We start from the raw sequence: 25322 nt of genomic DNA on the forward strand, positions 1-25322 counted from the left end.
GAACCCGCGCGCACAATCGTCAGGAGCGCTACCGGAGGCCGCCGCCCCCGCCACCTCGCCCGCCAAAGCCCCTTTCGCGCCAACCGGACCCGACCGATGACCCGCATCCGCAATCCCCTGAACATCGCACAGCTCCAGGCGTTCGTCTCCGCCGCGCATCTCAAGAGCCTGCGCGCCGCCGCGCGCGAGCTCGGCGTCACGCAGCCCGCGATCACGCACACGATCCGCGAACTCGAAACGGCGCTCAACGCGGAGCTGCTCGCGCGCAGCGTGCGCGGCGTCGAGCTGACCGCCTGCGGCCATGCGCTGCTGCCGCGCGCCGAGCAGTTGCTCGGCGACATCCGCCGCACGGTCGAGGCCGTCGAGCAGGTGAAAGGCGAGATGTCGGGGCGCGTCGCGGTCGGCACGATGCCGTCGATCGCGCTGACGGCGCTGCCGCACGCGGTGACGGCGTTCCGCCGGTCGATGCCGAACGTCAGCCTGCATCTCGAGGAAGTGACGGTGCCCGACGCGCTCGCGCAGTTGCGCAACGGCACGCTCGATATCGCCGCGATGCACCATGTGCCCGCGCTCGACCGCGATTTCACGCAATCGCCGCTGCTGTCGACCGAATTCACCGTCGTGATGCGCGAAGGCCACCCGCTCGCGCATGCGCGCCGTTTAGAGGAATTGCTCGACGCCGAGTGGATCGTCACCGTCGGCGCCGAGCAGTTTCCGCACAGCGTGATGGTCGGGATGTTCGAGGCGCGCGGGCTGCCGCTGCCGAAACGCCTGCTGAGATCGCCGATGTCGTTCGCGGTGACGCTCGGGCTCGTCGCGCGCTCGGACGTGATCGGCTGCTTCACGCGCCCGCTCGCCGCGATGGTCGCGCCGCTCGGCGTCCGCACGGCCGAACTCGACGAAAGCATGCCGCGCTTCGACCTGTCGATCATCGCGCGGCGCGACATGCTGCCCACGCCCGCCGTTTCGCAATTCGTCACGTGCCTGCAGCGGGCGGTCAACGAAACGCTCGGCTGAATCGTTCCTGTGTCTGAAACGGTCGCGCGCGTCCGCGCGCTGCCGCCGGGCCCGGTATCGGGGCTTGTCCTAGGCGCCCTGCCGGTATTTTGTCTTGATAATCTCCGCACGTCGCGCGCCCGCATCGGGCGGGCGAAACGGACAGTCCGGCGCGAAGCCGTGCCGGACCGAAGGCTTACGGCGCGGCACAACCGCGCACCCATCGAACAAAACGAGGAGTCACCGAGTGAAAAAGATTCTTGCGGCTGTGACCGTGGCCCTGCTTGCCGTATCGGCCGGCAGCGCGTACGCGAAGGACTGGACGACCGTGCGGTTCGGCGTCGACGCGAGCTACCCGCCTTTCGAATCGAAAGGCCCCGACGGCAAGGTGGTCGGCTTCGACGTCGACCTCGGCAACGAAATCTGCCGCCGCATGAACGCGAAGTGCGTGTGGATCGAAAACGACTTCGACGGGATGATCCCGGCACTGAAGGCGCGCAAGTTCGACGGCGTGCTGTCGTCGATGTCGATGACGCCGGCGCGTCAGGAACAGATCGGCTTCTCGTCGAAGCTGTTCAACACGCCGACGCGCCTCGTCGCGAAGAAGGGCGCCGGCCTGCTGCCGACGGCCGAATCGCTGAAGGGCAAGTCGATCGGCGTCGAACAGGGCACGATCCAGGAAACCTACGCAAAGACCTACTGGGCGGCGAAGGGCGTGAAGGTCGTCCCCTACCAGAACCAGGACCAGGTCTATGCCGACCTGATCGCGGGCCGTCTGGACGGCGCGCTGCAGGACGCGGTGCAGGCCGAGATCGGCTTCCTGAAGACGCCGCGCGGCGCGGGCTTCGATTTCGCCGGCAAGGATATCGACGATCCGAAGACGCTCGGCAACGGCGCCGGCATCGGCCTGCGCAAGGAAGACACCGACCTGAAGGCAAAGATCGACAGCGCGATCGCCGGCATGCGCAAGGACGGCACGTACGACAAGATCGCGAAGAAGTACTTCGACTTCGACGTCTACGGCAAGTAATACGGCAAGCAAGCGAGCAATTCGCTTCGACGCAAACGGGCTCCGCGAGGAGCCCGTTTTTTTCCCGCACCAACCCCATGATTCTCAAGGAAAATCAGCGTGCTCCGGCACCGGTTTGATGGCGGCGACGCAGGCAACGTACAATCGATCTTCCACGCACACCGGATCATTCGCGGCTGCGCCGCACTCCCCTCATCATGCAAACGCAGACCCATCCGCTGATTTCCCCCGCCGTCGGCACCGAACGCCAGATCACGAGCTTCCACTACGGCCCGCGCGGCGGCAAGAAGGTCTACATCCAGTCGTCGCTGCACGCGGACGAACTGCCCGGCATGCTGGTCGCCGCGCTGCTGCGCCGCAAGATCGCCGCGCTCGAGACGGCCGGCAAGCTGCGCGGCGAAGTCGTCATCGTGCCCGTGCCGAACCCGATCGGCCTGTCCCAACACGTGTTCGGCGATCACCTCGGCCGCTTCGAGCTCGGCTCGATGCAGAACTTCAACCGCAATTTCTACGATCTCGCGGCGCTCGTGCTGCCGCGCGTCGAAAGCCGGCTCACGAACGACGCGCAGCGCAACCTCGTCGCCGTGCGCGCCGCGATGCGCGAAGCGCTCGACGAGCAGAAGCCGCGCACCGAGCTCGACTCGCAGCGCCTCGCGCTGCAGAAGCTGTCGTTCGACGCCGATATCGTGCTCGACCTGCACTGCGACAGCGATGCGGTGATGCACCTCTATACGAATCCCGATCTGTGGCCGGACGTCGAGCCGCTGTCGCGCTACCTCGACGCGCAGGCATCGCTGCTCGCGCTGAATTCGGTCGGCAACCCGTTCGACGAGATCCACAGCTTCTGCTGGTCGGATCTGCGCAACCGCTTCGGCGACCGCTTCCCGATCCCGAACGGCGCGATTTCCGTCACGGTGGAACTGCGCAGCGAACGCGACGTGTCGTACGAGTTCGCCGAAAAGGATTCTCAGGCGATCGTCGAATACCTGACCGAGCGCGGCATCGTCGACGGCACGCCGGCGCCGCTGCCGCCGCTCGCGCATCCGGCCACGCCGCTCGCGGGCACCGATCCGCTCGTCGCGCCGGTGTCCGGCGTGATCGTGTTCCGCACGCCGGTCGGCGCGATGATCGAGGCCGGCCAGGAAGTGGCCGATATCGTCGATCCGCTGACCGATCGCGTCGTCACGCTGAAGAGCAGCGTGTCGGGCGTGCTGTATGCGCGCCAGATCGTGCGCTTCGCGACGGCCGGCATGGAAGTCGCGCGGATTGCCGGCGCGACCGCGATCCGCACGGGTTCGCTGCTGTCGGCCTGAGATCGGCCCGCACGCCGGGTAACGGCGCGCATCGGCATGCATCAACGTGCATCGACACGCATCAATGAAATCGCCCGCTTGCGCGGGCGATTTGCTTTCCGACAGGCCCGGCGATCCGGCCGGGCGGCGGCACGCGTGAACGTTCAGAATGCCGGCACGATCGCGCCGCCGAACTTCTGGTCGATGAACTTGCGCACGTCGTCCGATTCATAGGCCGCGACGAGCTTCTTCACCCACGGCTTGTCCTTGTCCTGCGCGCGCACCGCGATCAGGTTCGCGTACGGCCCGCGCAGATCCTCGATCGCGATCGCATCCTTCACCGGCGTGAGCCCCGCCTTCACCGCGTAGTCGGTGTTGATCGACGCGGCATCGACATCGGGCAGCGCGCGCGGCAACTGCGCGGCATCGAGCTCGACGATCCTGATCTTCTTCGGATTCTCGGCCACGTCGAGCGGCGTCGCGTTCACGCCGTTCGTGCCGGCGCCCGGCTTCAGCTTGATCACCCCGTATTTCTGCAGCAGCAGCAGCGCGCGGTTGCCGTTCGACGGATCGTTCTGGATCCCGACCTTCGCGCCCACCGGCAAGTCCTTCAGCGACTTGATCTTCTTCGAATAGAAGCCCATCGGCGCCGTGTAGGTGAGCCCGACGTTGACGATCCGGTAGCCGCGCTGCTTGATCTGGCTGTCGAGGAACGGCTGGTGCTGGAAGCCGTTCGCGTCGAGGTCGCCCGAATCGAGCGCCGCGTTCGGCTGCACGTAGTCGTTGAATTCGATGACCTTGATCGCAAGCCCTTCGCGCGCGGCCACTTTCGTTACTTCGGTCCAGATCTGTGCGTCGGGGCCGCTCATCGTGCCGATCTTCAGCGTTTGCGGGTCGGCGTGTGCGCCGGGCGCCGCGAATGCCAGCGCCGCGGCGAGTGCGCCGAGGCCGGTCAGGATCGAACGTCGCATGGTGTCCTCTTGTCCCGTGTCGTTGTTGGAGCACGGATCGTGGCACGGGGCCCGAACACCGCCAACCAAGCTTATTTCATGTGCATATTCCCGATCCGGATCGAATCTCAGCCGAAATCGGTATAACTCCCCGCTATACAACCGGGCAGAATCCAATGTCGCATCGGCGCCACACATTCTTCATATGACAGTCGCTGTCATATTCATTACGTGGCCCGCCGATAAAGTTGCCGCCGGTCCGTGAAAGCGCCCACAGAGAGCGCCGGAACCGCAACTGGACACGCCATTTATTCGCTCGGAGAATCCTTTGAACAAGAAACTGTTGACCATCGCCGCCCTCGCAGCAACGGCCGGCACGGCACACGCGCAAAGCAGCGTGACCCTGTACGGCGTCATCGATGCCGGTATCAGCTACGTGAACCACAGCAAGACCGCCAACGGCGGCTCGGGCAAGCTGTTCAAGTACGACGACGGCGTTGCCCAGGGCAGCCGTTGGGGCCTGCGCGGCACCGAAGACCTCGGTGGCGGCCTGAAGGCGATCTTCGTGCTCGAAAACGGCTTCAACAGCGGCAACGGCACGATCGGCCAGGGCGGCGCGATCTTCGGTCGCCAGGCTTACGTCGGCCTGAGCCAGTCGCAATACGGCACGGTCACGTTCGGCCGCCAGTACTCGTTCTCGACCGACGTGCTCGGCTCGAACTACTCGACGGGCGGCAACACGGTCGCGGGTAACTACGCGTACCACGTGAACGACGTCGACCAGCTCACGTCCAGCCGCATCAACAACTCGGTGAAGTTCCAGAGCGCGAACTACGCCGGCTTCACGTTCGGCGCGTTGTACGGCTTCTCGAACTCGACCGACTTCGCCGGCGCACCGGCCACGACGTCGGGCACGACGACGACGGCAGGCTCGTCGCGCGCATACAGCTTCGGCCTGAACTACGCGAACGGCCCGTTCGCCCTCGGCGCCGCATACACGGACATCCGCTTCCCGAGCCAGTCGACGCCGGCGTTCTCGACGACGATCGCGAACATCAGCACGGGCAACATCCGCGACCTGCGCACGTATGGCGTCGGCGGCCGCTACATCTTCGGCCCGGCGACCGCATGGCTGCTGTGGACGCGCACGCAGTTCACCCCGCTCGCGAGCGGCGCATCGGGCACGTTCTACAACGCATACGAAGCAGGCCTGAAGTACGCGATCACGCCGGCCCTGTCGGCAGCCGCCGGCTACACGTACACGAACGCAACGCAGAGCGGCAGCTCGGCGCACTGGAACCAGGGCAACCTGGCGCTCGACTACGCGCTCAGCAAGCGTACGGACGTGTACGGCCTCGTCGTCTACCAGAAGGCGTCGGGCAACAACGTGCAGGCGCAGATCGGTTCGAGCACGAGCTACTTCAACACGTCGGGCAACGGCTCGTCGAACCAGCTCGCCGCTCGCGTCGGTATCCGTCACAAGTTCTAAAGCATCCGCTTAACTCGCGGATCACGACGGCAAGAAGCGCCCCGCTCCACGCGGGGCGCTTTTTTATCTGCTTTTAAGTTTCGCTTAATTCTGGGCTGAGAGGATGCTCTCACCCCCCCCTGTTGGCCGCCTGAGCATCGGCGGCTTTTTTTTTAAATGCCGACGGCGCCGCCATCGATTGCCCACAAGACAGGATCGGAGGCCATGATGATCGAAGATACCGTTTTCAGCCATCTGCACGCGATTCTGACGTGCCAACACTCGCTGCCGGTCCAGAGCTGCCGCGTATCGGTAGAAATGCAGCGCCCGTGGGGCCGCCCGTACCGGCTCGTCGAATGGACGATGCATCTCGACGCGCCCGCGCGGCGCCAGATCGTGCCGGCCGAATCGACCGACGAAGAGATCGCCGAGGTCGTCGCATCGCACGTGCCGGGCCGGCTTTACGGCGACGGCCGGCTGCAGTTCTGAACGACTCCCTGTTCCACCCGCTTCCCGTGTTTCGGCCGCCCCGCACGCATCGTGCGGCAGTCGGTCTCGTTTGACGCGGCAACGAAACCTGCTACGCTGCGCGTTTTCGTCCACGCAACACACGATGGAAAACGCATTCAACGAACGCGGCGTCATGATCACGCGCAACGGCCTGTCGGCCGCCGGGCAGGTATTCGCACTGCGTGACATCCGCCATGTCGACGTCGTCAAGATTCCGAAAAACCGCGTCGTTCCGGCGCTGATCTCGCTGATCGGCGCGGCCGTCGCCATCGCAGGCGGCATCGGCGCATCGAGCGCCGCGCTCGTCGTCGGCGTGATGCTCGCCGTCGTCGGTTATCTCGCATGGGCCACGCAGGACATCACGTATCGCCTGATGGTCGAGATGCCCGACGGCAAGCGCGAAGCGCTGTCGAGCGTCGACGCCGAGTTCGTCGAACGCGTCGCGCAGGTCGTGCGCGATGCGCAAGCCGCGACGGCTGCCGGCTGATACCGTTCGCATCGCTGCACGCTTCGGTTCGCGGTTCGCGGATGCGCGCGGCACGTTTCGGCTCGCGCGGCGCATCGCTGCGTCAGGCCGACGTGTCTTCATCGAATCGGCTTTCCGCGTCATCACCGTGAGCTCCGCGCCTGCGCTGCGTACGCCGACCGCCTAGTATGGAAAGAGCGGCCCGCCGCCGCATCGTCCGAGGAGGTCGGCATGAACGTCCAATTGCTGTCCGGCATGCTTCGCGCGCAGGAACTGCTGCTCGTGTCGATGATCCGCGCGCTTCCCCTTGACGAACGCCGTGCGCTCGTCGACCTCTACACCGAACAGATCGCGTTCGCCGAACAGGCGGGCCTCGAAAGCCACAGCGATCGCGCAACGCACGATGCGTTCATCGCGCATGCGCGCAACCTGCTGATCCGCATCGAAGCGCTGGCCTAGCGCTCGCGCGCCTGCGCGTTTCTCCCGAATTTCCCGCCGCGGCTGGCTCGAGCCGCGCAGGCAAGCGCTCACCCGCACGGGCCGCTTTCCTTTCTTGTATTGATAATGATTCTCATTTACACTGGTAAAGTTATCAGTATCTTTCAATTCGCCGTTCGCCGCATCCCGCGCGCGGACGGGCCAGCCAGGTGAACGCGTCACCCAGCCAGCCTTCGGGCTTGTTTTCGTCAATGGGAGACCACCTGTGCATTGCTATCCGCTGGCGCGGCGGCCGATCTGCGCCGCGCTGTTCGGCGCGTTCGGCCTGTCCGCCGCCCCGGCTCACGCCGATTCGTCGCCGCAAGGCGCCACCCCGCCTCCTGCCGTCCTCGTCGCCGCGTCCGCGCGCGGCGATGCGGCGCTGCTCGACCCCGTCACCGTCACGGCCACCCGCACCGCCACCGCCGCGAACCGCACGGCGGCGTCCGTGTCGGTGATCACCGACGACGATCTCGAGGAACAGCAGGCCACCAACATCAAGGACGCGCTGCGCTACGAGCCGGGCATCACGGTGCGCCGCACCGCGTATCGGCCCGGCAGCGCCGCGCTCGGCGGCGGCCGCGACGGCGATTCGAGCATCAACATCCGCGGCCTCGAAGGCAATCGCGTGCTGCTGATGGAAGACGGCATCCGCCTGCCGAACGCGTTCTCGTTCGGGCCGCTCGAAGCGGGGCGCGGCGACTACGCCGATCTCGACACGCTCAAGCGCATCGAGATCCTGCGCGGCCCGGCCTCGGCGCTCTACGGCAGCGACGGCCTGACCGGCGCGGTGAACTTCATCACGAAGGATCCGCGCGACCTGCTGTCGATCTACCACAAGCCCTATTACTTCTCTTTCCGGCCGAGCTACGACTCGGCCGACCGCAGCATCGGCGCGACCGTGTCGGCCGCGGGCGGCAACGACCGCGTGCAAGGGATGATCATCGCCGATGGCCGGCGCGGCCACGAGGTCGACACGCGCGGCAGCAACAACTCGGCGAGCACGCTGCGCACGACGTCGAACCCGCAGGACGTCTATTCCGAATCGCTGCTCGGCAAGCTCGTGCTGACGCCCACCGCGCGCGACACGATCAAGTTCACGGCCGAAACCGTGCAGCGGCGCGTGAGCACCGACGTGCTGTCCGCGATCAATCCGCCGAATACGCTCGGCCTCACGACGAACGACCGGCTCGAGCGCAACCGCTTCAGCGTCGACTACGATTTCCGCGACGACGCGTTCCGCTGGTTCCAGACCGCGCACGTGCAGTTCTACTACCAGGACGCGAAGCAGGACCAGTACGCGTTCGAGACGCGCGGCGCGCCGCTGAAATCGCGTTCGCGCGACAACCAGTACAAGGAACGCACGTTCGGCGGCTCCGCGTTTGCCGAAAGCGGCTTCGCGACCGGCCCGCTCGCGCACAAGCTGCTGTACGGCGTCGACGGCAGCCTGTCGCGCGTGACGAACCTGCGCGACGGCACCGTGCCGGGCGTCGGCGAAGCATTCCCGAACAAGGCATTCCCCGACACCGACTACACGCTGTTCGGCGCGTTCGTGCAGGACCAGATCGGCTACGGCCGCCTGCTCGTCACGCCGGGCCTGCGCTTCGACACATACCGGCTGAGCCCGACCGGAAACGATCCGCTGTTCACCGGCAAGGCCGTGTCGACGAGCGCGAACGAACTGTCGCCGCGCGTCGCCGTGCTCTACGAGATCACGCCTGCCGTCATTCCGTACGTGCAGTACGCGCACGGCTTCCGCGCGCCGACGCCCGACCAGGTCAACAGCAGCTTCTCGAACCCGGTGTACGGCTACACGTCGATCGGCAACCCGAACCTGAAGCCCGAGACGAGCGACACGTTCGAAGCGGGCCTGCGCGGCAAGGCCGGCACCGGCTACGGTGTCGTGCGCTACAGCGCGGCCGCGTTCACGGGCCGCTACCGCAACTTCATCTCGCGCACGACGATCGCCGGCAGCAACCGGCCTACCGACCCGTCCGTATTCCAGTACGTGAACTTCGCCGACGCGCGCATCCACGGCCTCGAAGGCCGCGCCGAATGGGCGATGCCGAACGGCATCACGCTGAAGACGGCGATGGCGTTCACGAAGGGCTCGACGCAGAACGACGGCGCAGCGAGCCAGCCGCTCAACACGGTCAACCCGTTCTCGGCCGTGTTCGGCGTGCGCTACGAGCCGGGCGAGCGCTGGTTCGTGCAGACCGACCTGCTGTTCCAGGCCGCCAAGCGCGACAAGGACATCGACAAATCCGACTGTTCGAACAAGGCGTGCTTCACGCCGCCGTCGTCATTCGTCGTCGACCTGCGCGGCGGCTACCGCTTCAACAAGCACGTGAGCGCGACGATCGGCATCCGCAACCTGTTCGACCGCAAGTACTGGAACTGGTCGGACGTGCGCGGCATCGCGGCCGATTCGCAGGTGCTCGATGCGTATACGTCGCCCGGACGCACGGTCGCCGTCAGCATGAAAGTGGATTTCTGATGCGCGACGCCCGCGCTGCCACCCCAACCGTTACTTGAAGGAGTCCGACATGATGCAATCCGCCCTTCCCGGTCAACCGGCCGGCCCGGCCCGCGCGGCCGCCGCACTGCGCGACGCGTTCATCAAGCTCAAGACCGAGCGCCAGCTGCGCAACCGCGACGTCGCGCAGGCGCTCGGCGTCAGCGAAGGCGAGGCGCTCGCCGCGTTCGTCGGCGAGCACGTCGTGCGGCTCGACGCGCGCTTTCCGGCGATGTTCGAGGAAATGCCGCGCCTCGGCCGCGTGATGGCGCTCACGCGCAACGACACGGCCGTCCACGAAAAGGACGGCGAATATGCGCAGATGAGCCATGACGGCCCTGTCGGCCTCGCGCTCGGCGACATCGACCTGCGGATCTTCTATCGCCACTGGGTGTCGGCGTTCGCGGTGCGCGACGAGACCGCTCACGGCCCGCTGAAGAGCCTGCAGTTCTTCGACGCGCAGGGCCGCGCGATCCACAAGGTCTACCTGCGCGCGCACAGCGACCACGCCGCGTACGACGCATTCGTCGAACGCTGGCGCGCACCGTCGCAGGAGCCGGGCCTCGACGTCGCGCCCGCCGCGCCGAAGACGCCCGAGCGCGCCGACACCGAGATCGACGTCGCGGGCTTTCGCGCCGCGTGGGACGCGATGACCGATACGCACCAGTTCTTCGGCATCACGCAGCGCTTCGGCGTGAGCCGCATGCAGGCACTGCGCCTCGCCGATCCGCAATACGCATATCCGGTCGAAACCGCGCATGCGCTGCGCCACGTGCTCGAACGGGCCGCGCAAAGCGGCCAGCCGATCATGGTGTTCGTCGGCAATGCAGGGATGATCCAGATCCATACAGGCCCCGTCGCGAACGTGCGCGAGGTCGGCGCATGGATCAACGTACTCGATCCGGGCTTCAACCTGCACGTGCGCGAGGACCTGATCGCCGCCGCATGGGTCGTGAAGAAGCCGACGAGCGACGGCATCGTCACGTCGCTCGAACTGTTCGACCGCCAAGGCGACCACGTCGCGCTGCTGTTCGGCGAGCGCAAGCCCGGCAAGGTCGAACGCGACGACTGGCGCACGCTCGTCGCGACGCTGCCGCCGGCTGCATGCGGGGATGCGCGGTGAGCGCGCGATCGTTCGATCCGCGGCGCCGCGCGGTGCTGGCGAGCGCGGCGGCCGGCGCGCTCGCGGGCGCGCTGCCGGGCAGCGTGCTCGCACAAGCTGCGCAGGTCGCGCCGAAACGCGTGGTCGTGATCGGCGGCGCGCTCGCGGAAACCGCGTTCGCGCTCGGCGGCGCCGAGACGCCGCGCTACCGGCTCGTCGGCGCCGACACGACCTGCACGTATCCCGACGCCGCGAAGCGCCTGCCGAAAGTCGGCTATCAGCGCGCGCTGTCGGCCGAGGGGCTGCTGTCGCTGCGGCCCGATCTCGTGCTCGCGTCGGCGGAAGCCGGCCCGCCCACCGCGATCGCTCAGGTGAAAAGCGCAGGCGTCGCGGTGACGACGTTCGACGAACGCCACGACGCCGAGTCGGTGCGCGCGAAAATCACCGGCGTCTCGCAGGCGCTCGACGTGCGCGATGCGGGCGCCGTGCTGCTGCAGCGCTTCGATCGCGACTGGCAGGCCGCGCGCGACGCGGTCGCCGTACGCGCCCCCGGCGGCACTCAGCCGCCGCGCGTGCTGTTCGTGCTGAACCATACCGGCAACCAGGCGCTCGTCGCCGGCCAGCGCACGGCCGCCGACGCGATGATCCGCTATGCGGGCGCGCGCAACGCGATGCAGGGCTTCGATCACTACAAGCCGCTGACGACCGAGGCACTCGCGGCCGCCGCACCCGACGTCGTGCTGATCTCCGACGAAGGGCTCGCGGCCGTCGGCGGCCGCGCCGCGCTGCTCGCCACGCCCGGCTTCGGCGCGACGCCGGCCGGCCGCACGCAGCGCGTCGTGTCGCTCGATGCACTGTTCCTGCTCGGGTTCGGCCCGCGCCTGCCGCTCGCCGTCACGACCCTGCACCGACGCCTGTCGGATGCGCTCGCCTGATTCCGGACCGCCCCGATGCCCGCTCACGCTTCGACTTTCCCTGCACCGTCGCCCGCGTCGCGCTCCGGTGCCGCGCGCATCGGCACGTCGCGCCGCTTCGCGCCATTTGCGCTGGCCGCCCTCGCGTGCCTCGTGTGCGCAATGTCCGTCGTCGCGCTGTGCGTCGGCGCGTACCGTATTCCGCTCGCGGAGGCATGGGCCGCGCTGACCGGCGATGCGGCCGCGCGGCAGGCACGCGCGGTGCTGTTCGACATCCGCGCGCCGCGCGTCGCGCTCGCGTTGCTGGTCGGCGGCGGCTTCGGCGCGACCGGCGCCGCGATGCAGGCGCTGTTCCGCAATCCGCTCGCGGATCCGGGGCTCGTCGGCGTGTCGAGCGGCGCCGCACTCGGCGCGACGACGACGATCGTGCTCGGCCCCGCCCTCTTTGCCGCGCACGTGAGCGCCGCCGCCTTGCCCGTCGCGGCCTTCGCAGGCGCGCTCGCGGTCGCGGCGCTCGTCTACCGGCTCGCCGCATCGCGCGGCCGGCTCGCACTGCCGCTGCTGCTGCTCGCCGGCATCGCGATCAATGCGCTGGTCGGCGCAGCGATCGGGCTGCTGACATTCGTCGCCGACGACGCGCAGCTGCGCTCGCTGACCTTCTGGAGCCTCGGCAGCCTCGGCGGCGCGCAATGGTCCGCGCTGGCGGCCGTCGCGCCGTGCGTCGCGATCGGCTGCGCGCTGCTCGCACGGGAACGCAATGCATTGAACGCACTGCAGCTTGGCGAAACCGAGGCGCTGCATCTCGGCGTGCCCGTGCAGCGGCTGAAGCGGCGCGTGCTCGTCGCGGTCGCGCTCGCGGTCGGCGCGCTCGTGTCGTGCGCGGGCATCATCGGCTTCATCGGGCTCGTCGCGCCGCATTGCGTGCGACTCGCGTGCGGCCCCGACCAGCGCGTCGTGCTGCCCGGCGCCGCGCTGCTCGGCGCGCTGCTGACGCTCGCCGCCGATCTCGCCGCGCGCACGGTCGCCGCGCCCGCCGAAATCCCGCTCGGCGTGCTGACCGCGCTGCTCGGCGCGCCGTTCTTCCTCGCGCTGCTGTGGAAAAGCCGCGGCGCGCTCGGCGGGTAACTATCCCATCACGACGACCATGCTGACCGCCCACCATCTCGACGTCGCCCGCCGACACAACGCCATCCTTCGCGACCTGTCGCTGTCGATCGAGCCCGGTCGCGTGACCGCGCTGCTCGGTCGCAACGGCGCGGGCAAGAGCACGCTGCTGAAGACCTTCGCCGGCGAACTGACCGGCAGCGTCGCACCGAACGGCGTGCGCGTGACGGGCAACGTCACGCTGAACGGCGAAGCGCTCGCTCGCATCGACGCGCCAAGGCTCGCTTGCCTGCGCGCGGTGCTGCCGCAGGCCGCGCAGCCGGCCTTCCCGTTCAGCGTCGACGAAATCGTGCTGCTCGGCCGCTATCCGCATGCGCGGCGCAGCGGTGCGCGGCACGTGATCGCGCACCGCGATCGCGACATCGCGTGGCGCGCGCTCGAACGCGCGGGTGCCGAAGCGCTCGTCGGTCGCGATGTCACGACGCTGTCGGGCGGCGAACTCGCACGCGTGCAGTTCGCGCGCGTGCTCGCGCAGCTGTGGCCGGACGACGACGGTGCGGCAAACGGCCCGCGCTACCTGCTGCTCGACGAGCCGACCGCCGCGCTCGATCTCGCGCATCAGCACCGCTTGCTCGATACCGTGCGCGCGGTCGCACGCGAATGGCGGCTCGGCGTGCTCGCGATCGTGCACGACCCGAACCTCGCCGCGCGACACGCGGATACGATCGCGATGCTCGCCGACGGCACGATCGTCGCGCACGGCGCGCCGCGCGACGTGATGACGCCCGCGCATATCGCGCAGTGCTACGGATTCGCGGTGAAGATGGTGGAAACCGGCGACGGTACGCCGCCGGTGATGGTGCCTGCGTAGCGCAGACGCTTACTGCACGGCCGTCGTGTCGCTCGATGTCCTGCGCTGCCTTCAACAGCGACTTTCAATCGACATCATTCGTGCATCGCCTTCGAGGAGACCCACATGCCGCTTCCGATGACCCGCATCATCCTGTACGTCCGCGACGTCGCATTGCTGAAGACGTTCTACCAGCGGCATTTCGACCTTCCCGTCATCGAGGAAATCGCCGGTGAATGGGTCGTGCTCGACGCGGGTGCAATCGAACTGGCGCTGCATCTGGCGGGCCCGGCGTTTCGCCAGGCAGCCTCGTCCGTGCATGCGAATGCCGATGCAAGCACCATGAAGCTCGTCTTCTCGATCGATGCCGATATCGACGCGCACCGCGACCGGCTCGCCCGCGATGGCGTGACCGTGCGCGATCTCAAGCGCTACGACGGCTTCGCGTACCGCGATGTATGACGGCCTCGATCCGGAGGGCAACGTCTTTCAGGTGATGCAGCCGGACTGAACTTCGGCGTGCGGACCGTGCTCAATGCTCGACATCCGCCGCACCGAAGGTCCGCATCTTCCACCCGAGCCGCACCGCGAGCATTCGCATCGAGAATCCGGCCGCCAGCGCGATCACCGTCGCGAAGCCCGCATCGATGCCGAGATGCTGGATCCCGACATACAGCGTGCCCGTGACGAACGCGACGCTCGCGTACAGCTCCTCGCGCAGGATCAGCGGCATCTCGTTGCACAGCAGGTCGCGCAGCATCCCGCCGCACACGCCCGTGATCGCGCCGGCCAGCACGACGATGATTGGCGCCGTGCCGGTCGACGCGCCGATGTCGCAGCCGATGATCGTGAACGCCGCGAGGCCGATCGCGTCGACGGTAACGAACAGCGCCTTCATCCGCGCGACATGCCGTGCGGCCCACGATGCGACGGTCGCCGCGACGAGCGTGATCACGAGGTATTCGGGGTGCGCGATCCAGCCGAGCGGATAGTGGCCGAGCAGCACGTCGCGCACGGTGCCGCCGCCGAGCGCCGTCACCGCGCCGACAAGTGCGAGCCCGAAGCGGTCCATTCCGCGCCGCATGCCCATCAGCGCCCCCGACATCGCTTCCGCGACGATCGCAATCAGATAGAGCGTATGCATCGCGCGCGTCAGTCGTCGGTCCGGAACAGGTCGAGCACGCGTTCGCGCTCGGCCGCATCGACCGCGGCGGGCATCGGCTCGTCGGGCTTGCCGTTGTCGGCAGGCGCGTCCGACGCGTCCTGCACCGCCGCGCCGCCGCAGGCGAAGCGGCTGCGGATATACGACGGCACGTCGGCCGTGCACGTGCCGCGCGTGTATTCGGCGTAGACGAAGTCGCCATCGACGAGCGCGACGTCCTGCGGCGGCGAAGCGTCGACCGGCGTACGCCCGTCGACGGCCGTCTTCATGTAGTCGAGCCAGACCGGCAGCGCCAGCGTCGCGCCGGTCGCACGCCCCATCGGGCGCGGCGTGTCGTAGCCGAGCCACGCGACCGCGACGATGCCCGACGAGTAGCCGGCAAACCACACGTCCTTCGATCCGTTCGACGTGCCCGTCTTGCCGGCCGCGTCGTCGCGGCGCAGCGCCAGCGCGCCGCGCGCGGTGCCGGCCCGCACGACGTCGCGCAGCATGCTGTCCATCACGAACGCGTTGCGCGCCGACACGACACGCTCGCCTGCGGGCGCGGTCGCCTCGTACATCGCACCGCCGTGACGCTGCTTCACCGACAGGATCAGGCGCGGCTCCATCCGCGTCCCGCCGTTCGCGAACACGCCGTACGCGCTCGCGAGTTCGAGCGGCGTCACGGCGCCCGCGCCGAGCGCGAGCGGCAGCGACGCCGGATTGCGCTGCGCGTCGAAGCCGAAGTGCACCGCGTGCTGCTGTACGTAACGCGCGTCGGTGGCCTGCATCAGGCTGACCGCGACCAGGTTCTTCGAGCGCACGAGCCCGCGCCGCACCGGGATGAAGCCCTCGTAGCGATTGCCGAAATTGCGCGGACGCCACGGTCGCGCGCCGGTTTCCTCATGGGTAAGCGTGCGCTGCGTATCGTCGACGAGCACGCCGGGAAAGTAGCCCTTCTCCAGCGCCGCCGAATAGACGAACGGCTTGAAGCTCGAGCCAGGCTGGCGATATGCCTGCAGCGCATGGTCGAACACGTTGCGATTGAAATCCGCGCCGCCGACGAGCGCGAGCATGTCGCCGGTGGCCGCATCGAGCGATACGAGCGCGCCTTCGAGCCCGTTGCGCACATCGCGCTTCGCGCGTGGCTGCCGGCTCAGCGTGCGCTCGAGCGATGCTTCGGCCGCGCGCTGGTCGCGCATCGACACCGTCGTCGTCACGTCGAGGCCCAGCGTATAGGCATCGTCGTGAAAGCGCTCGACCATCATGCGGCGCGCGCGCTCGGCAACGTACGGCGCGGCGACGATCCCGGGCGGCGGCGTGGTCGCGAGCGCGATCGGCGCGTCGACGGCCGCGCGGTACGTCGCGTCGTCGAGCTGGCCGAGCGCGTGCATCCGGCCGAGCACATAGTTGCGCCGCGCCGTTGCGCGCGCCGGATTGACGACCGGGTTGAACGCGGACGGCGCCTTCGGCAGCCCCGCGAGCACGGCCGCCTCGCCCGCGCTCAGCGCGTCGAGCGGCTTGCCGAAATACACGTTCGCGGCCGCCGCGAAACCGTACGCGCGCTCGCCCAGGTAGATCTCGTTCATGTACAGCTCGAGCAGCTTGTCCTTGCTGTACTCGCGTTCGAGCTTGGCCGCCATCAGGATCTCGGCGAGCTTGCGGCTCAGCACCTTGTCGCGCGTCAGGTAGAAGTTGCGCGCGACCTGCATCGTGATCGTGCTGCCGCCCTGCCCAGGCTGCCCCGTCACGACGTTCGCGAACGTCGCGCGCGCAAGGCCGCCGACATCGACCGCGCCGTGCTGGTAGAACTTCGCGTCCTCTGCCGCGAGCAGCGCCTGCCGCATCAGCGGCGGGATACGTTCGAGCGGCACGAACTCGCGCCGCTCGATGCCGTATTCGGCCAGCAAATCGCCGTCGCGCGAGAAAATCCGCAGCGGCAGCGCGGGACGATAGACGGCCAGATGCTCGACGGACGGCAACTGCGTCCAGATGCGCTGGATGGTCCATGCGCCGATGCCCGCGCACGCGAGCGTCAGGCCGAGCAGCGCGCCCGCGAGCGTGCGCCACACGCGGCGGCGCGGCGGCGCGGATTGCGGCGGAGGGGAAGCGGGGTGTTCGGTCATGTCGGGCTCCTTCTTCGATGCCGCGACGGCCGGTGCGCGACAGGCGCCTGCCGATCGCAGAAGGCGCGCATTGTCGAAGGGATGGCGCGAAACCGGAACATTCTTTAGCCAAAGTTTGGCAGGCTGAATTTTATTTAGGAAAGCGCGCCGCAGCCGTTCGCGCAACGCTTGCCGGCCTGCGGCGCACCGTCGGACCAACCGTGCGGCATGCGATCCGGTTCGCCTGTACCATCGTGTGATGTTCGATCGATACCTCGGCCTGTGGGGCCTCGTTCCCGACGGCGGCCCGATCCTGACCGCGAGCAGCGGCCTGCTGCCCGTTCTCTGGCACGCGCGGCCCGCGATGCTGAAGGTCGCCACGTGCGACGAAGAGCGTCGCGGCAATGCGCTGATGACCTGGTGGAACGGGCAAGGCACCGCGCAGGTGTGGCAGCACGACAGCGACGCGATCCTGCTCGAACGCGCGCAGCCGGCGCCGTCGCTGGCCGGCTTTTCGGCTTCGGGTCATGACGACGACGCGATGCGCATCGCGTGCGACGTCGTCGCGCGGCTGCATGCGCATCGTGCGCCGGAGCCGCCGGCGGTCGTGCCGCTGCACGACTGGTTCCATGCACTGCTGTCGGATGCCGCGGCCAACGACGTGCTGCGCCGATCGGCCGCAACGGCGCGCGCGCTGCTGTCAGCGCAGCCCGTCGACGAAGTCGTCCTGCACGGCGACATCCATCACGGCAACATCCTGCATTTCGGCGCACGCGGCTGGCTCGCGATCGACCCGAAGGGGCTGCGCGGCGATCGCGCGTTCGACTACGCGAACCTGTTCTGCAATCCCGCGCGCGATATCGCGGTCGACCCGGTGCGCTTCGAGCAACGCGTCGCATGCGTGGCCGACGCCGCGCAGCTCGACCGCCGCCGGCTGCTGCAGTGGATTCTCGCGTGGGCGGGCCTGTCGGCCGTATGGCTGATGGAAGACGGCATGCCGCCCGATACACGGCTGCAGGTCGCGGCGCTGGCCGCGACCGCGCTCGGCCTGTAGCGCGCACGACGCCGGCCGCACCGTCCATGAAAAAAGCCCGCCGGCATGCACCGGCGGGCTTTCGTATTCGACTACTGGCGCGGCGCTTAGCGCGCGGGATTCAGCGTCAGGTTCATGTGACGGTTCACATCCTTGTACAGCAGGTAGCGGAAGCGGCCGGGGCCGCCCGAATAGCATGCCTGCGGGCAGAACGCGCGCAGCCACATGAAGTCGCCCGCTTCCACCTCGACCCAGTCCTGGTTCAGGCGATAGACGGCCTTGCCTTCGAGCACGTACAGGCCATGCTCCATCACATGCGTTTCAGCAAACGGAATCACGCCGCCCGGCTCGAACGTCACGATGTTCACGTGCATGTCGTGGCGCATGTCGCTCATGTCGACGAAGCGCGTCGTCACCCACGCGCCGTTGGTGCCCGGCATCGGGATCGGTTCGACGTCCTGCTCGTTGGTCACGAAGGCTTCGGGGAGCGGGATGCCGTCGACGGCCTGGTAATGCTTGCGGACCCAGTGGAAGCGCACCGCGGCATCGCTGACGTTGTGCAGCGTCCAGTCCGCGCCCGGCGGAATGAACGCGTAGCCGCCCGGCTTCAGCACGTGCTTCGAGCCCTGCAGCGTCAGCTCGGCCTCGCCTTCGACGACGAACAGCACGGCTTCGGCGTTCTTGTCCTGCTCCGGCTTGTCGCTGCCGCCGCCCGGGTTCACTTCGACGATGTACTGCGAGAAGGTTTCGGCGAAACCCGACAGCGGGCGGGCGATCACCCACAGGCGCGTGTTCGTCCAGAACGGCAGCCAGCTCGTGACGATGTCGCGCATCACCCCCTTCGGGATCACCGCGTACGCCTCGGTGAACATCGCGCGATCGGTCAGCAGATCGGTCTGCGGCGGGTGGCCGCCGTGCGGCGCGTAATACGTTGTCTTAGACATATGCATCCAGGCAATGGGTTGGTCCGGCCCCGGGCGCAAACGGCGTCGGGCGGCACGCATGCGCGTGGGGCGCGCTTGCGGCGGCGGGACATCGTTGCCGGGGTGGCTTGAAAGCGCACGCGCCTTCGTTCGGTCGGCCAGGCTTCGCGACGGATCCGTCCGGTTGATCGGACGCGGCGACCGATGCCGGTGGGTCCGGCGGCCGGGCCGCGGCGCTCGCGATCATGCGGCGAGGCGAGACGCGGCGGATGGCTCGGTTCGATTCCGTACGCGGGCATCGCTGACGATAGCGAAGCCGAGCGCGATCGACCAATTAAATGTTGCGATGCTATCCATTCGATTTCCCACTACCCGCCGGTGCGTGCGATGCGCGGTGAAGCGGCGTGGCGCGGCGGTCTGCGTATCAGGGAAATCCTGACGGTCGGGGGTGACGCGAGCGATCGCCCGGACGTTGGGGATGCGACGCATCCGATCGCGGCAACACTGGTTGCACGCGCGGGCCGCGATACATCTGGTTACGCAGATCGAGGATGGTCAATGCACGCGTGGCCGCGAAGCACTCCGCCCCGGTCGCGAGCCATCGTCAGGCTGGAACCGGCAAACGTGTCGAACGGAATCTGCGTAATGGCGTTCGCCGATCTTGTGCCGGCGCATTCAGGCGCGGCAGGCTATGTAGTCGGGAAGCGGGGAATACGGCGAGGAGAGAAATTGCCGGCCCGTCGATCGGGCGTATGGCAGCGGCTGATGGAGCCGGAAAGGGTCGCCGGGCTAGCCGGCGATTGCGGCCCGGCAGGCCGCCGGGCCGATTCTCGCGTCGGGTGCCGACGCCGTCGGCGCGAAGGTGCGCAGATCGCGCACCGTGCCGCGCCAGCGGCGATCAGTCCCAGTCGCGGTGGTGATGATGCTTGTGGCGACGATAGCCGCGATCGCCGCGATAACCGCGATCGCCGTAATCGCGTTCGTACGAGCTGCGCGACATGTTGCCGCCGAGCGCCGCGCCCGCGCCGCCGCCGACCGCCGCGCCCAGCAGGCCGCCGGTGCGGCCGCCCATCGCGTTGCCTGCCGCGGTACCTGCGCCGCCGCCGAGTGCGCCGCCGATGATCGCGCCGGTGCGCTCGCGACGGTTCGACGTCACCGCGCCACCCGCGCCGCCGCCGATGGCGCCGCCGATTACCGAGCCGGTGCTGCCGCCGACCGCGCCGCCGACCGCTGCGCCGGCAACCCCGCCGAGCGCGCCGCCAAGCGCGTTGTTCAAGTCACCGGCCAGTGCCGGCAGTGCAGTCGTGCCGGTCAGCGCGGCGACGACGAGAGCGGGGGCGATTTTCTTCCACATTCCCGTATTCTTCCTTGTTCGCAATCTGGTTATCGAAGGTCCGCTCGGTACGACGATCTGAATCGATCGATGTCGGTTCAGGCATTGTGCCGAACCCCGGACCAATTCATTTCATTGAGCTTGCGGCGAAGAATAGCATCGGTCCCACACCCCTGCCGTGGACATTCTGGTAACAAGTTGTTTACGAATAACGGACGTCGAACGCTCTTCCCGAAATCACCTGAAACCCTTGCCGGCATTGACTTCCGCGAGGGTCCGGCCCTGTGGAACGGCAGGCTGGCCACGTGCAACGTCGCACGTTCGAGACACACGTGGCAACACATCGGGCACGTGTCGTGAGCGCGCGCCGAAACGATGGTCAGGGGATGGGATGAGGGGTCAGTACACGCCGGGCAGCAGCCGCCAGGTCCGCGCGCAATACGCGTCGTATTCGGCGCCGAATTGCGAACGCAGCAGCGCTTCCTCGGAGCGGATGCGCGCGACGAGCGGCACCGTCATCAGCGCGACCAGCAGCACGCCGACGCCCGAGCGGAACGCGAGCGCCCAGCCGACCGAATTGACGAGCAGGCCGAGATAGCTCGGATTGCGGATGCGGCGATAGATGCCGTCGGTCATGAGCGTATGGCCCGGCTGGATCGCGACGAGCCCGCTGAAGCGCTTGCCGAGCACGAACACGGGCCAGATGCGCAGCGCACCGCCCGCGATGTACAGCGCGACGCCGAACCATCGCACCGCATCGCCGCCGAAGGTCCAGACGTCGAGCCGGTCGGTCAGCGCGGGCAGATACGCGAGCAGGAAGCCGCTCACCGCGAATGCCGCAAGCACCCAGCGGTTGTCGCGGTTCTCGCGCTCGCCGGCGCTCAGGTTGCCTTCGGTGAACATCACGACGACGGCCATCGCGAGTGTCGCGACGACGATGACGATCAGCGGCGGATGCGAGAAAAAGGCGGCGAACCCGCCGAAACCGAGCACGGCGAGCCCGAGATAGACGAGCGTGGCTACGCCCGACAGGACAACGGCCTTGCGTGTGACGGACATGGCTGCCTCACAGGATGCTCTTTCCTGTGAAGTATAGGAACCGCGCGCACGATGCGCAGCGTGCCGTCGTCATGCGGCGCGCGAATCCGCGCGAATCTTCCGGCGAAGCGCAGCGAACCGGTGCGGGCAAGGCCCGCGCCGGGTACCCGATCAGCGGATGCGGAAGTTGCCGCCGATCCCGACGCTGACGGGCGGCGCGTAATACGCCGGCGCGTAACCGTAGTAGGCAGGCGCGGGCGCGTAACCGTACGGCGGCGCGACGTAGCAGCCGGACAGGCCGCCGATCAGGGCAAGCGTGATGAGAAGTCTGGACATGGCTCGATTCCCGGCGCGAAAGACGAATGACACCTTGCGAAGACCATGCCGCCGCGAGGGGCGGCGGCCGGCACGAAGAGGCGATCCGCTCTTCCTGTCGCTCGATGAAGTAATGCGCGGAGTCTAGCGTCGGGCTTGCCGAGCCGAGTTTCGCCGGCGGTTACACGTGTTACTTCGCGTGACCGCCGAAACAGGCGATGGCAGCGCGGCGGCCGGCCGATTCTCAGCCGCCGTGCCGCGCCGCGTGCCGTCGATCCGTTACACGAAACGCGCGCGAATGCGCTGCGCGATCGATTCGAGCGTCGCCGCGTCGGCGATGTCGCGTGCGTGCATCCGCAACTCGGCGCCTTCCCAGCGCGGGATCACGTGGAAGTGCACGTGCGGGACCGTCTGGCCCGCCGCCGCGCCGTTGAACTGGCCGATGAACACGCCGTCCGGCTCGAGCGCCGCGCGCACGGCTGCCGCGACGCGCTGCGTCATGCGGATGCCGGCCGCGGCCGCGTCGCCGGACAGCTCGAAGATCTGCGCGGCCGGCTCCTTCGGGATCACGAGCACGTGGCCGTCGGCCTGCGGCATCAGATCCATGATCGCGAGGGTCGCGTCGTCTTCCGCGACCTTCACGCACGGCAGTTCGCCGCGCAGGATCCTGGCGAACGGGTTGTTGTTGTCGTAGGACATGGCGTTTTCCGATAACGGTTGAAGTGGGTGAGCGTTCGATGCCGGACGATTATCGGCCTTCGGCGCGCAGGATTTCAACTTGTCAGGCCGTGTCGCCATTGCAGCGAACAATGGCTGCCGGCGCGCATGCAACGTGCACAGCCGGATGGAATAAGCAGCCGTCGCCATCCGTTTATTTCGAGCGCGGGTTCGCGCGGCAAGATCGCGAACCCGTGCCGGACACCCGTCGGCTGCGCTGGCCGGCAGCCGGGATGACTGCTCGCGTTCATCAACCGGAGTCATGCCATGGACCCTCTCCCCTCCTGTCGTTCCCCCGCCCCGCCCGTCTTCGCCGCGCACCCGCCGGCATACGCGCGCGCCTCGCACGCGCTGGCGCGCACGTTATGCCGTGCGGCTTGCGCCGCCGGGCTGGCCGCCTTGTCGTCGACGTTCGCGTGGGCCGGCGGCAACGACATCATCCTGCCGCCTTCGTCGGTCACCGCATCGACCGTGCCCGCCAACGGCGATCTCAATCCGTACGGCATCGCGTTCGTGCCACGCGGCGTGCCGACCTGGAGCACGCTGAAACCGGGTGACGTCGTCGTGTCGAACTTCAACGCGGCGTCGAACCTGCAAGGCACCGGCACGACGATCGTGAAGCTGTCGCCCGGCAATACGCCGGCGACGTTCTTCCAGGGCCGCAATCTCGGCCTGACGACCGCGCTCGCGGTGCTGCGCAGCGGCTTCGTGCTGGTCGGCAACGTGCCGACACCGGACGGCAAGACCGTGGCCGCGCCGGGCTCGCTGCTCGTCATCAATCCGGCGGGCAATCTCGTCACGCAACTGGTCAGCGCCACGCTGCTCGACGGGCCGTGGGACATGACCGTGATCGATCGCGGCCAGCGCGTGACCGCGTTCGTGTCGAACGTACTGAACGGCACGGTCGCACGGATCGAACTGGCGATCGGCAACGACGGCGTCACGATGCTGCCGGGTTCGCGCATCATCGCGTCGGGCTACGTGAACCGGACCGATCCGAATGCGCTCGTCGTCGGCCCGACCGGCCTTGCGTACGACCCGAACATCGACGTCCTGTATGTCGCATCCACCGGCGACAACGCGGTGTTCGCGATCCAGAACGCCGCGTCGACGAACCGCAACGGCGGCGTCGGACGAATGATCTACTTCGACACGAAGCACCTGCACGGCCCGCTCGCGCTGGCGCTCGCGCCGAACGGCCATCTCGTGACCGCGAACGGCGACGCGGTCAATCCGGACCCGCTGCAACCGAGCGAGATCGTCGAATTCACGGTGGACGGGCGCTTCGTCGCGCAGATGCAGGTCGATATCGTGCCGGGCGCGGCATTCGGCCTTGCATTCGGGCGAGGCAGCAAAGGCCAGCCGCAATTCGCGGTCGTCGACGACAACACGAATACCGCGACGGTCTGGACACTGCGTTTGGACAACGACAACAACAACGCGCAATGACGCACCACGTGGACGGGCCGCATGCGGCCCGTCCATATGCGCGATCGACACATACGATTCACACACGCCGGGCAACCTCCGCCCGACCGACGCCACCCGGCGTCGCAAGCACCCGCGATTGCCACCGCTTGCCCGAACCTGCGACACTGCCGGTTCATCGCCCGCCTGCAGACAACCGAGGACGCTCGCGCATGACGACACCCATCAAGACGTTGATCCGACGGGGCGCGGCCCTCGTGCTGCTGGCCGCAGTCGGCTATGCCGGATACATGCTGTCGCGGCTCGCGCCGATCGCCACCGGCTATGCGGCGAAGGCGCTGTGTTCCGGCGTGTTCGTGTCGGGCCGCCCGGCCGCGTCCGTGATCGACGTCGACATCATGGCCGGCGTGCATCCGCTGCTGAAACTGGTGCGTCCGTCGCTCGATCCCGACCATCATCGTGCGGTGGCGACCTTCGCCGGCTTCGCCGGGCGCGAAGCCGACTTCCGGCCCGGGCTCGGCTGCACGCTCGCGCTCGGGCCGTCGTCTGCCACATTGCCCGCCGCGTTGCCCGTTCTCCCCGACCCGCCGCCCGCGCAGCCTGCACCCGCCGCGCCGCCCGCCGGCATCGACGCGCACAAGCTGCAGACCGCGCTCGACCGCGCATTCGACGAACCCGATCCGGCACGGCCGCGGCGCACGCGCGCGGTCGTCGTGATGTGGCGCGGCCAGGTGATCGCCGAACGTTATGCGCCCGGCTTCACGGCCGACACGCCGCTGCCCGGCTGGTCGATGACGAAGACCGTGACGGCCGCGCTGGTCGGCATGCTCGTCGCGCAGCACAAGCTGTCGCCCGACGCGTCGGCGCTGCTGCCCGAATGGCGCGCCAGCGGCGACCCGCGCGCGGCCATCACGCTCGACGAACTGCTGCGGATGACGAGCGGCCTGCAATTCAACGAGGACTACGACGACCCGCTGTCCGACGTCGCCGTGATGCTGTTCACGCAGCCCGATACCGCGCGGTTCGCATCGGCGAAGCCGCTCGCCGCGACACCCGGCACGCAGTGGTACTACTCGAGCGGCACGAGCGCGATCGTCGCGCGCGTGATGCGCGAAGCGATGGGCGGCAGCGACGATGACTACCTCGCGTTTCCGCGCCGCGCGCTGTTCGCGCCGCTCGGGATGCGCAGCGCGGTGTTCGAGCCCGATGCGTCCGGCACGCTCGGCAGCTCGTCGTACATGTATGCGAGCGCGCGCGACTGGGCGCGCTTCGGTCAGCTTCTGCTGCAGGACGGCGAGTGGAACGGGCAGCGGCTGCTGCCGGCGGGCTGGGTGCGCTACCTGACGCGCGCGACGACGCAGTCGCCGCGCCGGGAATTCGGCGCGCATCTGTGGGTCAAGGTGCCGGAGCCGTTCAACGATCGCGATCCGCATGCGAGCGCGATGCCGGCCGACGCGTTTCATGCGGTCGGCCATGAAGGCCAGTTCGTCAGCGTGGTGCCGAGCCGTCAGCTGGTGGTCGTGCGGCTCGGGCTGTCGCGGCCGGAATCCGCATGGAATCACGACGCGTTTCTCGCGCGCGTGCTCGACGCGGTGCCGGCGCCCCGCGCGTGACG

General features: G+C 68.2%; 23 protein-coding genes and 1 pseudogene. 16 read left to right on the top strand and 8 right to left on the bottom strand.

The annotated features are described in order from the left end of the window. The first annotated feature begins 96 nt into the window (after positions 1–96). The 3 genes from ACM6JT_RS18785 to ACM6JT_RS18795 all read left to right on the top strand — a co-directional run bounded on the left by ACM6JT_RS18785 (position 97) and on the right by ACM6JT_RS18795 (position 3339). Positions 97–1017 carry a LysR substrate-binding domain-containing protein gene (locus ACM6JT_RS18785; RefSeq protein WP_034181711.1) on the top strand — a complete coding sequence of 307 codons (921 nt, stop codon included), beginning with the start codon at positions 97–99 and terminating at the stop codon, positions 1015–1017. A 226-nt stretch (positions 1018–1243) separates the two neighbouring features. Then, complete coding sequence (locus ACM6JT_RS18790) at positions 1244–2026, top strand: ABC transporter substrate-binding protein (protein ID WP_111019021.1); 783 nt, start codon at positions 1244–1246, stop codon at positions 2024–2026. Between the two features lie 197 nt (positions 2027–2223). Next, on the top strand, positions 2224–3339 hold the full coding sequence (locus ACM6JT_RS18795) for a succinylglutamate desuccinylase/aspartoacylase family protein (protein ID WP_072440205.1): 1116 nt from the start codon (positions 2224–2226) through the stop codon (positions 3337–3339). A 143-nt stretch (positions 3340–3482) separates the two neighbouring features. On the opposite strand, the gene ACM6JT_RS18800 is transcribed toward ACM6JT_RS18795, so the two are convergent. Beyond that, entirely contained in the window at positions 3483–4289 is an 807-nt protein-coding gene (locus tag ACM6JT_RS18800) for a MetQ/NlpA family ABC transporter substrate-binding protein (RefSeq protein WP_034181708.1), read from the bottom strand. Between the two features lie 307 nt (positions 4290–4596). Here ACM6JT_RS18800 and ACM6JT_RS18805 point away from each other — a divergent pair, with 307 nt between their 5' ends. From ACM6JT_RS18805 to ACM6JT_RS18850, 10 genes and pseudogenes are all read left to right on the top strand, one after another. Next, positions 4597–5757, top strand: a complete 1161-nt coding sequence (locus tag ACM6JT_RS18805) for a porin (RefSeq protein WP_034181707.1) — start codon at positions 4597–4599, stop codon at positions 5755–5757. Between the two features lie 207 nt (positions 5758–5964). Further along, positions 5965–6225, top strand: a complete 261-nt coding sequence (locus tag ACM6JT_RS18810) for a DUF2866 domain-containing protein (RefSeq protein ID WP_011548992.1) — start codon at positions 5965–5967, stop codon at positions 6223–6225. Positions 6226–6349: 124 nt separating this feature from the next. Continuing rightward, a complete protein-coding gene (locus ACM6JT_RS18815) occupies positions 6350–6733 on the top strand; it encodes a DUF6232 family protein (RefSeq protein ID WP_131949150.1) in 384 nt (127 codons plus the stop codon). Between the two features lie 210 nt (positions 6734–6943). Next, complete coding sequence (locus tag ACM6JT_RS18820; protein ID WP_034181704.1) at positions 6944–7171, top strand: hypothetical protein; 228 nt, start codon at positions 6944–6946, stop codon at positions 7169–7171. Between the two features lie 244 nt (positions 7172–7415). Next, positions 7416–9686, top strand: coding sequence for a TonB-dependent hemoglobin/transferrin/lactoferrin family receptor (locus tag ACM6JT_RS18825; RefSeq protein ID WP_414857032.1), 2271 nt, complete (start codon positions 7416–7418; stop codon positions 9684–9686). A 49-nt stretch (positions 9687–9735) separates the two neighbouring features. Continuing rightward, positions 9736–10827 (top strand): hemin-degrading factor, encoded by a 1092-nt coding sequence (locus ACM6JT_RS18830; RefSeq protein WP_414857033.1) that lies wholly within the window; start codon positions 9736–9738, stop codon positions 10825–10827. Then, positions 10809–11741 carry a heme/hemin ABC transporter substrate-binding protein gene (locus tag ACM6JT_RS18835; RefSeq protein ID WP_414857034.1) on the top strand — a complete coding sequence of 311 codons (933 nt, stop codon included), beginning with the start codon at positions 10809–10811 and terminating at the stop codon, positions 11739–11741. Before ACM6JT_RS18830 ends, ACM6JT_RS18835 begins: the two co-directional genes overlap by 19 nt. Before the next feature lie 15 nt (positions 11742–11756). Next, positions 11757–12845 carry a FecCD family ABC transporter permease gene (locus ACM6JT_RS18840; protein ID WP_414857035.1) on the top strand — a complete coding sequence of 363 codons (1089 nt, stop codon included), beginning with the start codon at positions 11757–11759 and terminating at the stop codon, positions 12843–12845. 19 nt (positions 12846–12864) lie between these two features. Further along, complete coding sequence (locus ACM6JT_RS18845) at positions 12865–13695, top strand: heme ABC transporter ATP-binding protein (RefSeq protein WP_414857036.1); 831 nt, start codon at positions 12865–12867, stop codon at positions 13693–13695. A 105-nt stretch (positions 13696–13800) separates the two neighbouring features. Then, positions 13801–14185 (top strand): annotated as a pseudogene (locus tag ACM6JT_RS18850) (VOC family protein). Between the two features lie 21 nt (positions 14186–14206). Here ACM6JT_RS18850 and ACM6JT_RS18855 read toward each other — a convergent pair. Then, on the bottom strand, positions 14207–14818 hold the full coding sequence (locus tag ACM6JT_RS18855; protein WP_414857037.1) for a trimeric intracellular cation channel family protein: 612 nt from the start codon (positions 14816–14818) through the stop codon (positions 14207–14209). Between the two features lie 8 nt (positions 14819–14826). Then, on the bottom strand, positions 14827–16941 hold the full coding sequence (locus ACM6JT_RS18860; RefSeq protein WP_414857038.1) for a penicillin-binding protein 1A: 2115 nt from the start codon (positions 16939–16941) through the stop codon (positions 14827–14829). Between the two features lie 238 nt (positions 16942–17179). Between ACM6JT_RS18860 and ACM6JT_RS18865 the strand changes: the two genes are divergently transcribed. After that, complete coding sequence (locus tag ACM6JT_RS18865; RefSeq protein ID WP_414857039.1) at positions 17180–17974, top strand: aminoglycoside phosphotransferase family protein; 795 nt, start codon at positions 17180–17182, stop codon at positions 17972–17974. Positions 17975–18060: 86 nt separating this feature from the next. On the opposite strand, the gene ACM6JT_RS18870 is transcribed toward ACM6JT_RS18865, so the two are convergent. The 5 genes from ACM6JT_RS18870 to ACM6JT_RS18890 all read right to left on the bottom strand — a co-directional run bounded on the left by ACM6JT_RS18870 (position 18061) and on the right by ACM6JT_RS18890 (position 22261). Beyond that, complete coding sequence (locus ACM6JT_RS18870; RefSeq protein WP_034181695.1) at positions 18061–18897, bottom strand: bifunctional allantoicase/(S)-ureidoglycine aminohydrolase; 837 nt, start codon at positions 18895–18897, stop codon at positions 18061–18063. A gap of 877 nt (positions 18898–19774) precedes the next feature. After that, positions 19775–20230, bottom strand: coding sequence for a hypothetical protein (locus ACM6JT_RS18875; RefSeq protein ID WP_034181694.1), 456 nt, complete (start codon positions 20228–20230; stop codon positions 19775–19777). A 378-nt stretch (positions 20231–20608) separates the two neighbouring features. Beyond that, the gene (locus tag ACM6JT_RS18880) at positions 20609–21268 is read right to left on the bottom strand and encodes a methyltransferase family protein (RefSeq protein ID WP_034181693.1); all 660 of its coding nucleotides are present in this window, start codon (positions 21266–21268) and stop codon (positions 20609–20611) included. Between the two features lie 150 nt (positions 21269–21418). Beyond that, the gene (locus tag ACM6JT_RS18885; protein ID WP_162836114.1) at positions 21419–21583 is read right to left on the bottom strand and encodes a hypothetical protein; all 165 of its coding nucleotides are present in this window, start codon (positions 21581–21583) and stop codon (positions 21419–21421) included. Between the two features lie 258 nt (positions 21584–21841). Next, entirely contained in the window at positions 21842–22261 is a 420-nt protein-coding gene (locus tag ACM6JT_RS18890) for an HIT family protein (protein ID WP_034181692.1), read from the bottom strand. A 285-nt stretch (positions 22262–22546) separates the two neighbouring features. Here ACM6JT_RS18890 and ACM6JT_RS18895 point away from each other — a divergent pair, with 285 nt between their 5' ends. Both ACM6JT_RS18895 and ACM6JT_RS18900 read left to right on the top strand, forming a co-directional pair. After that, entirely contained in the window at positions 22547–23728 is a 1182-nt protein-coding gene (locus ACM6JT_RS18895) for a hypothetical protein (RefSeq protein ID WP_414857040.1), read from the top strand. 191 nt (positions 23729–23919) lie between these two features. Then, a complete protein-coding gene (locus ACM6JT_RS18900) occupies positions 23920–25320 on the top strand; it encodes a serine hydrolase domain-containing protein (protein ID WP_414857041.1) in 1401 nt (466 codons plus the stop codon). The last annotated feature ends 2 nt before the right edge of the window (positions 25321–25322 follow it).

This window comes from Burkholderia sp. IT-111MI5, from assembly GCF_949752865.1.
Lineage (GTDB): Bacteria > Pseudomonadota > Gammaproteobacteria > Burkholderiales > Burkholderiaceae > Burkholderia > Burkholderia pyrrocinia_C.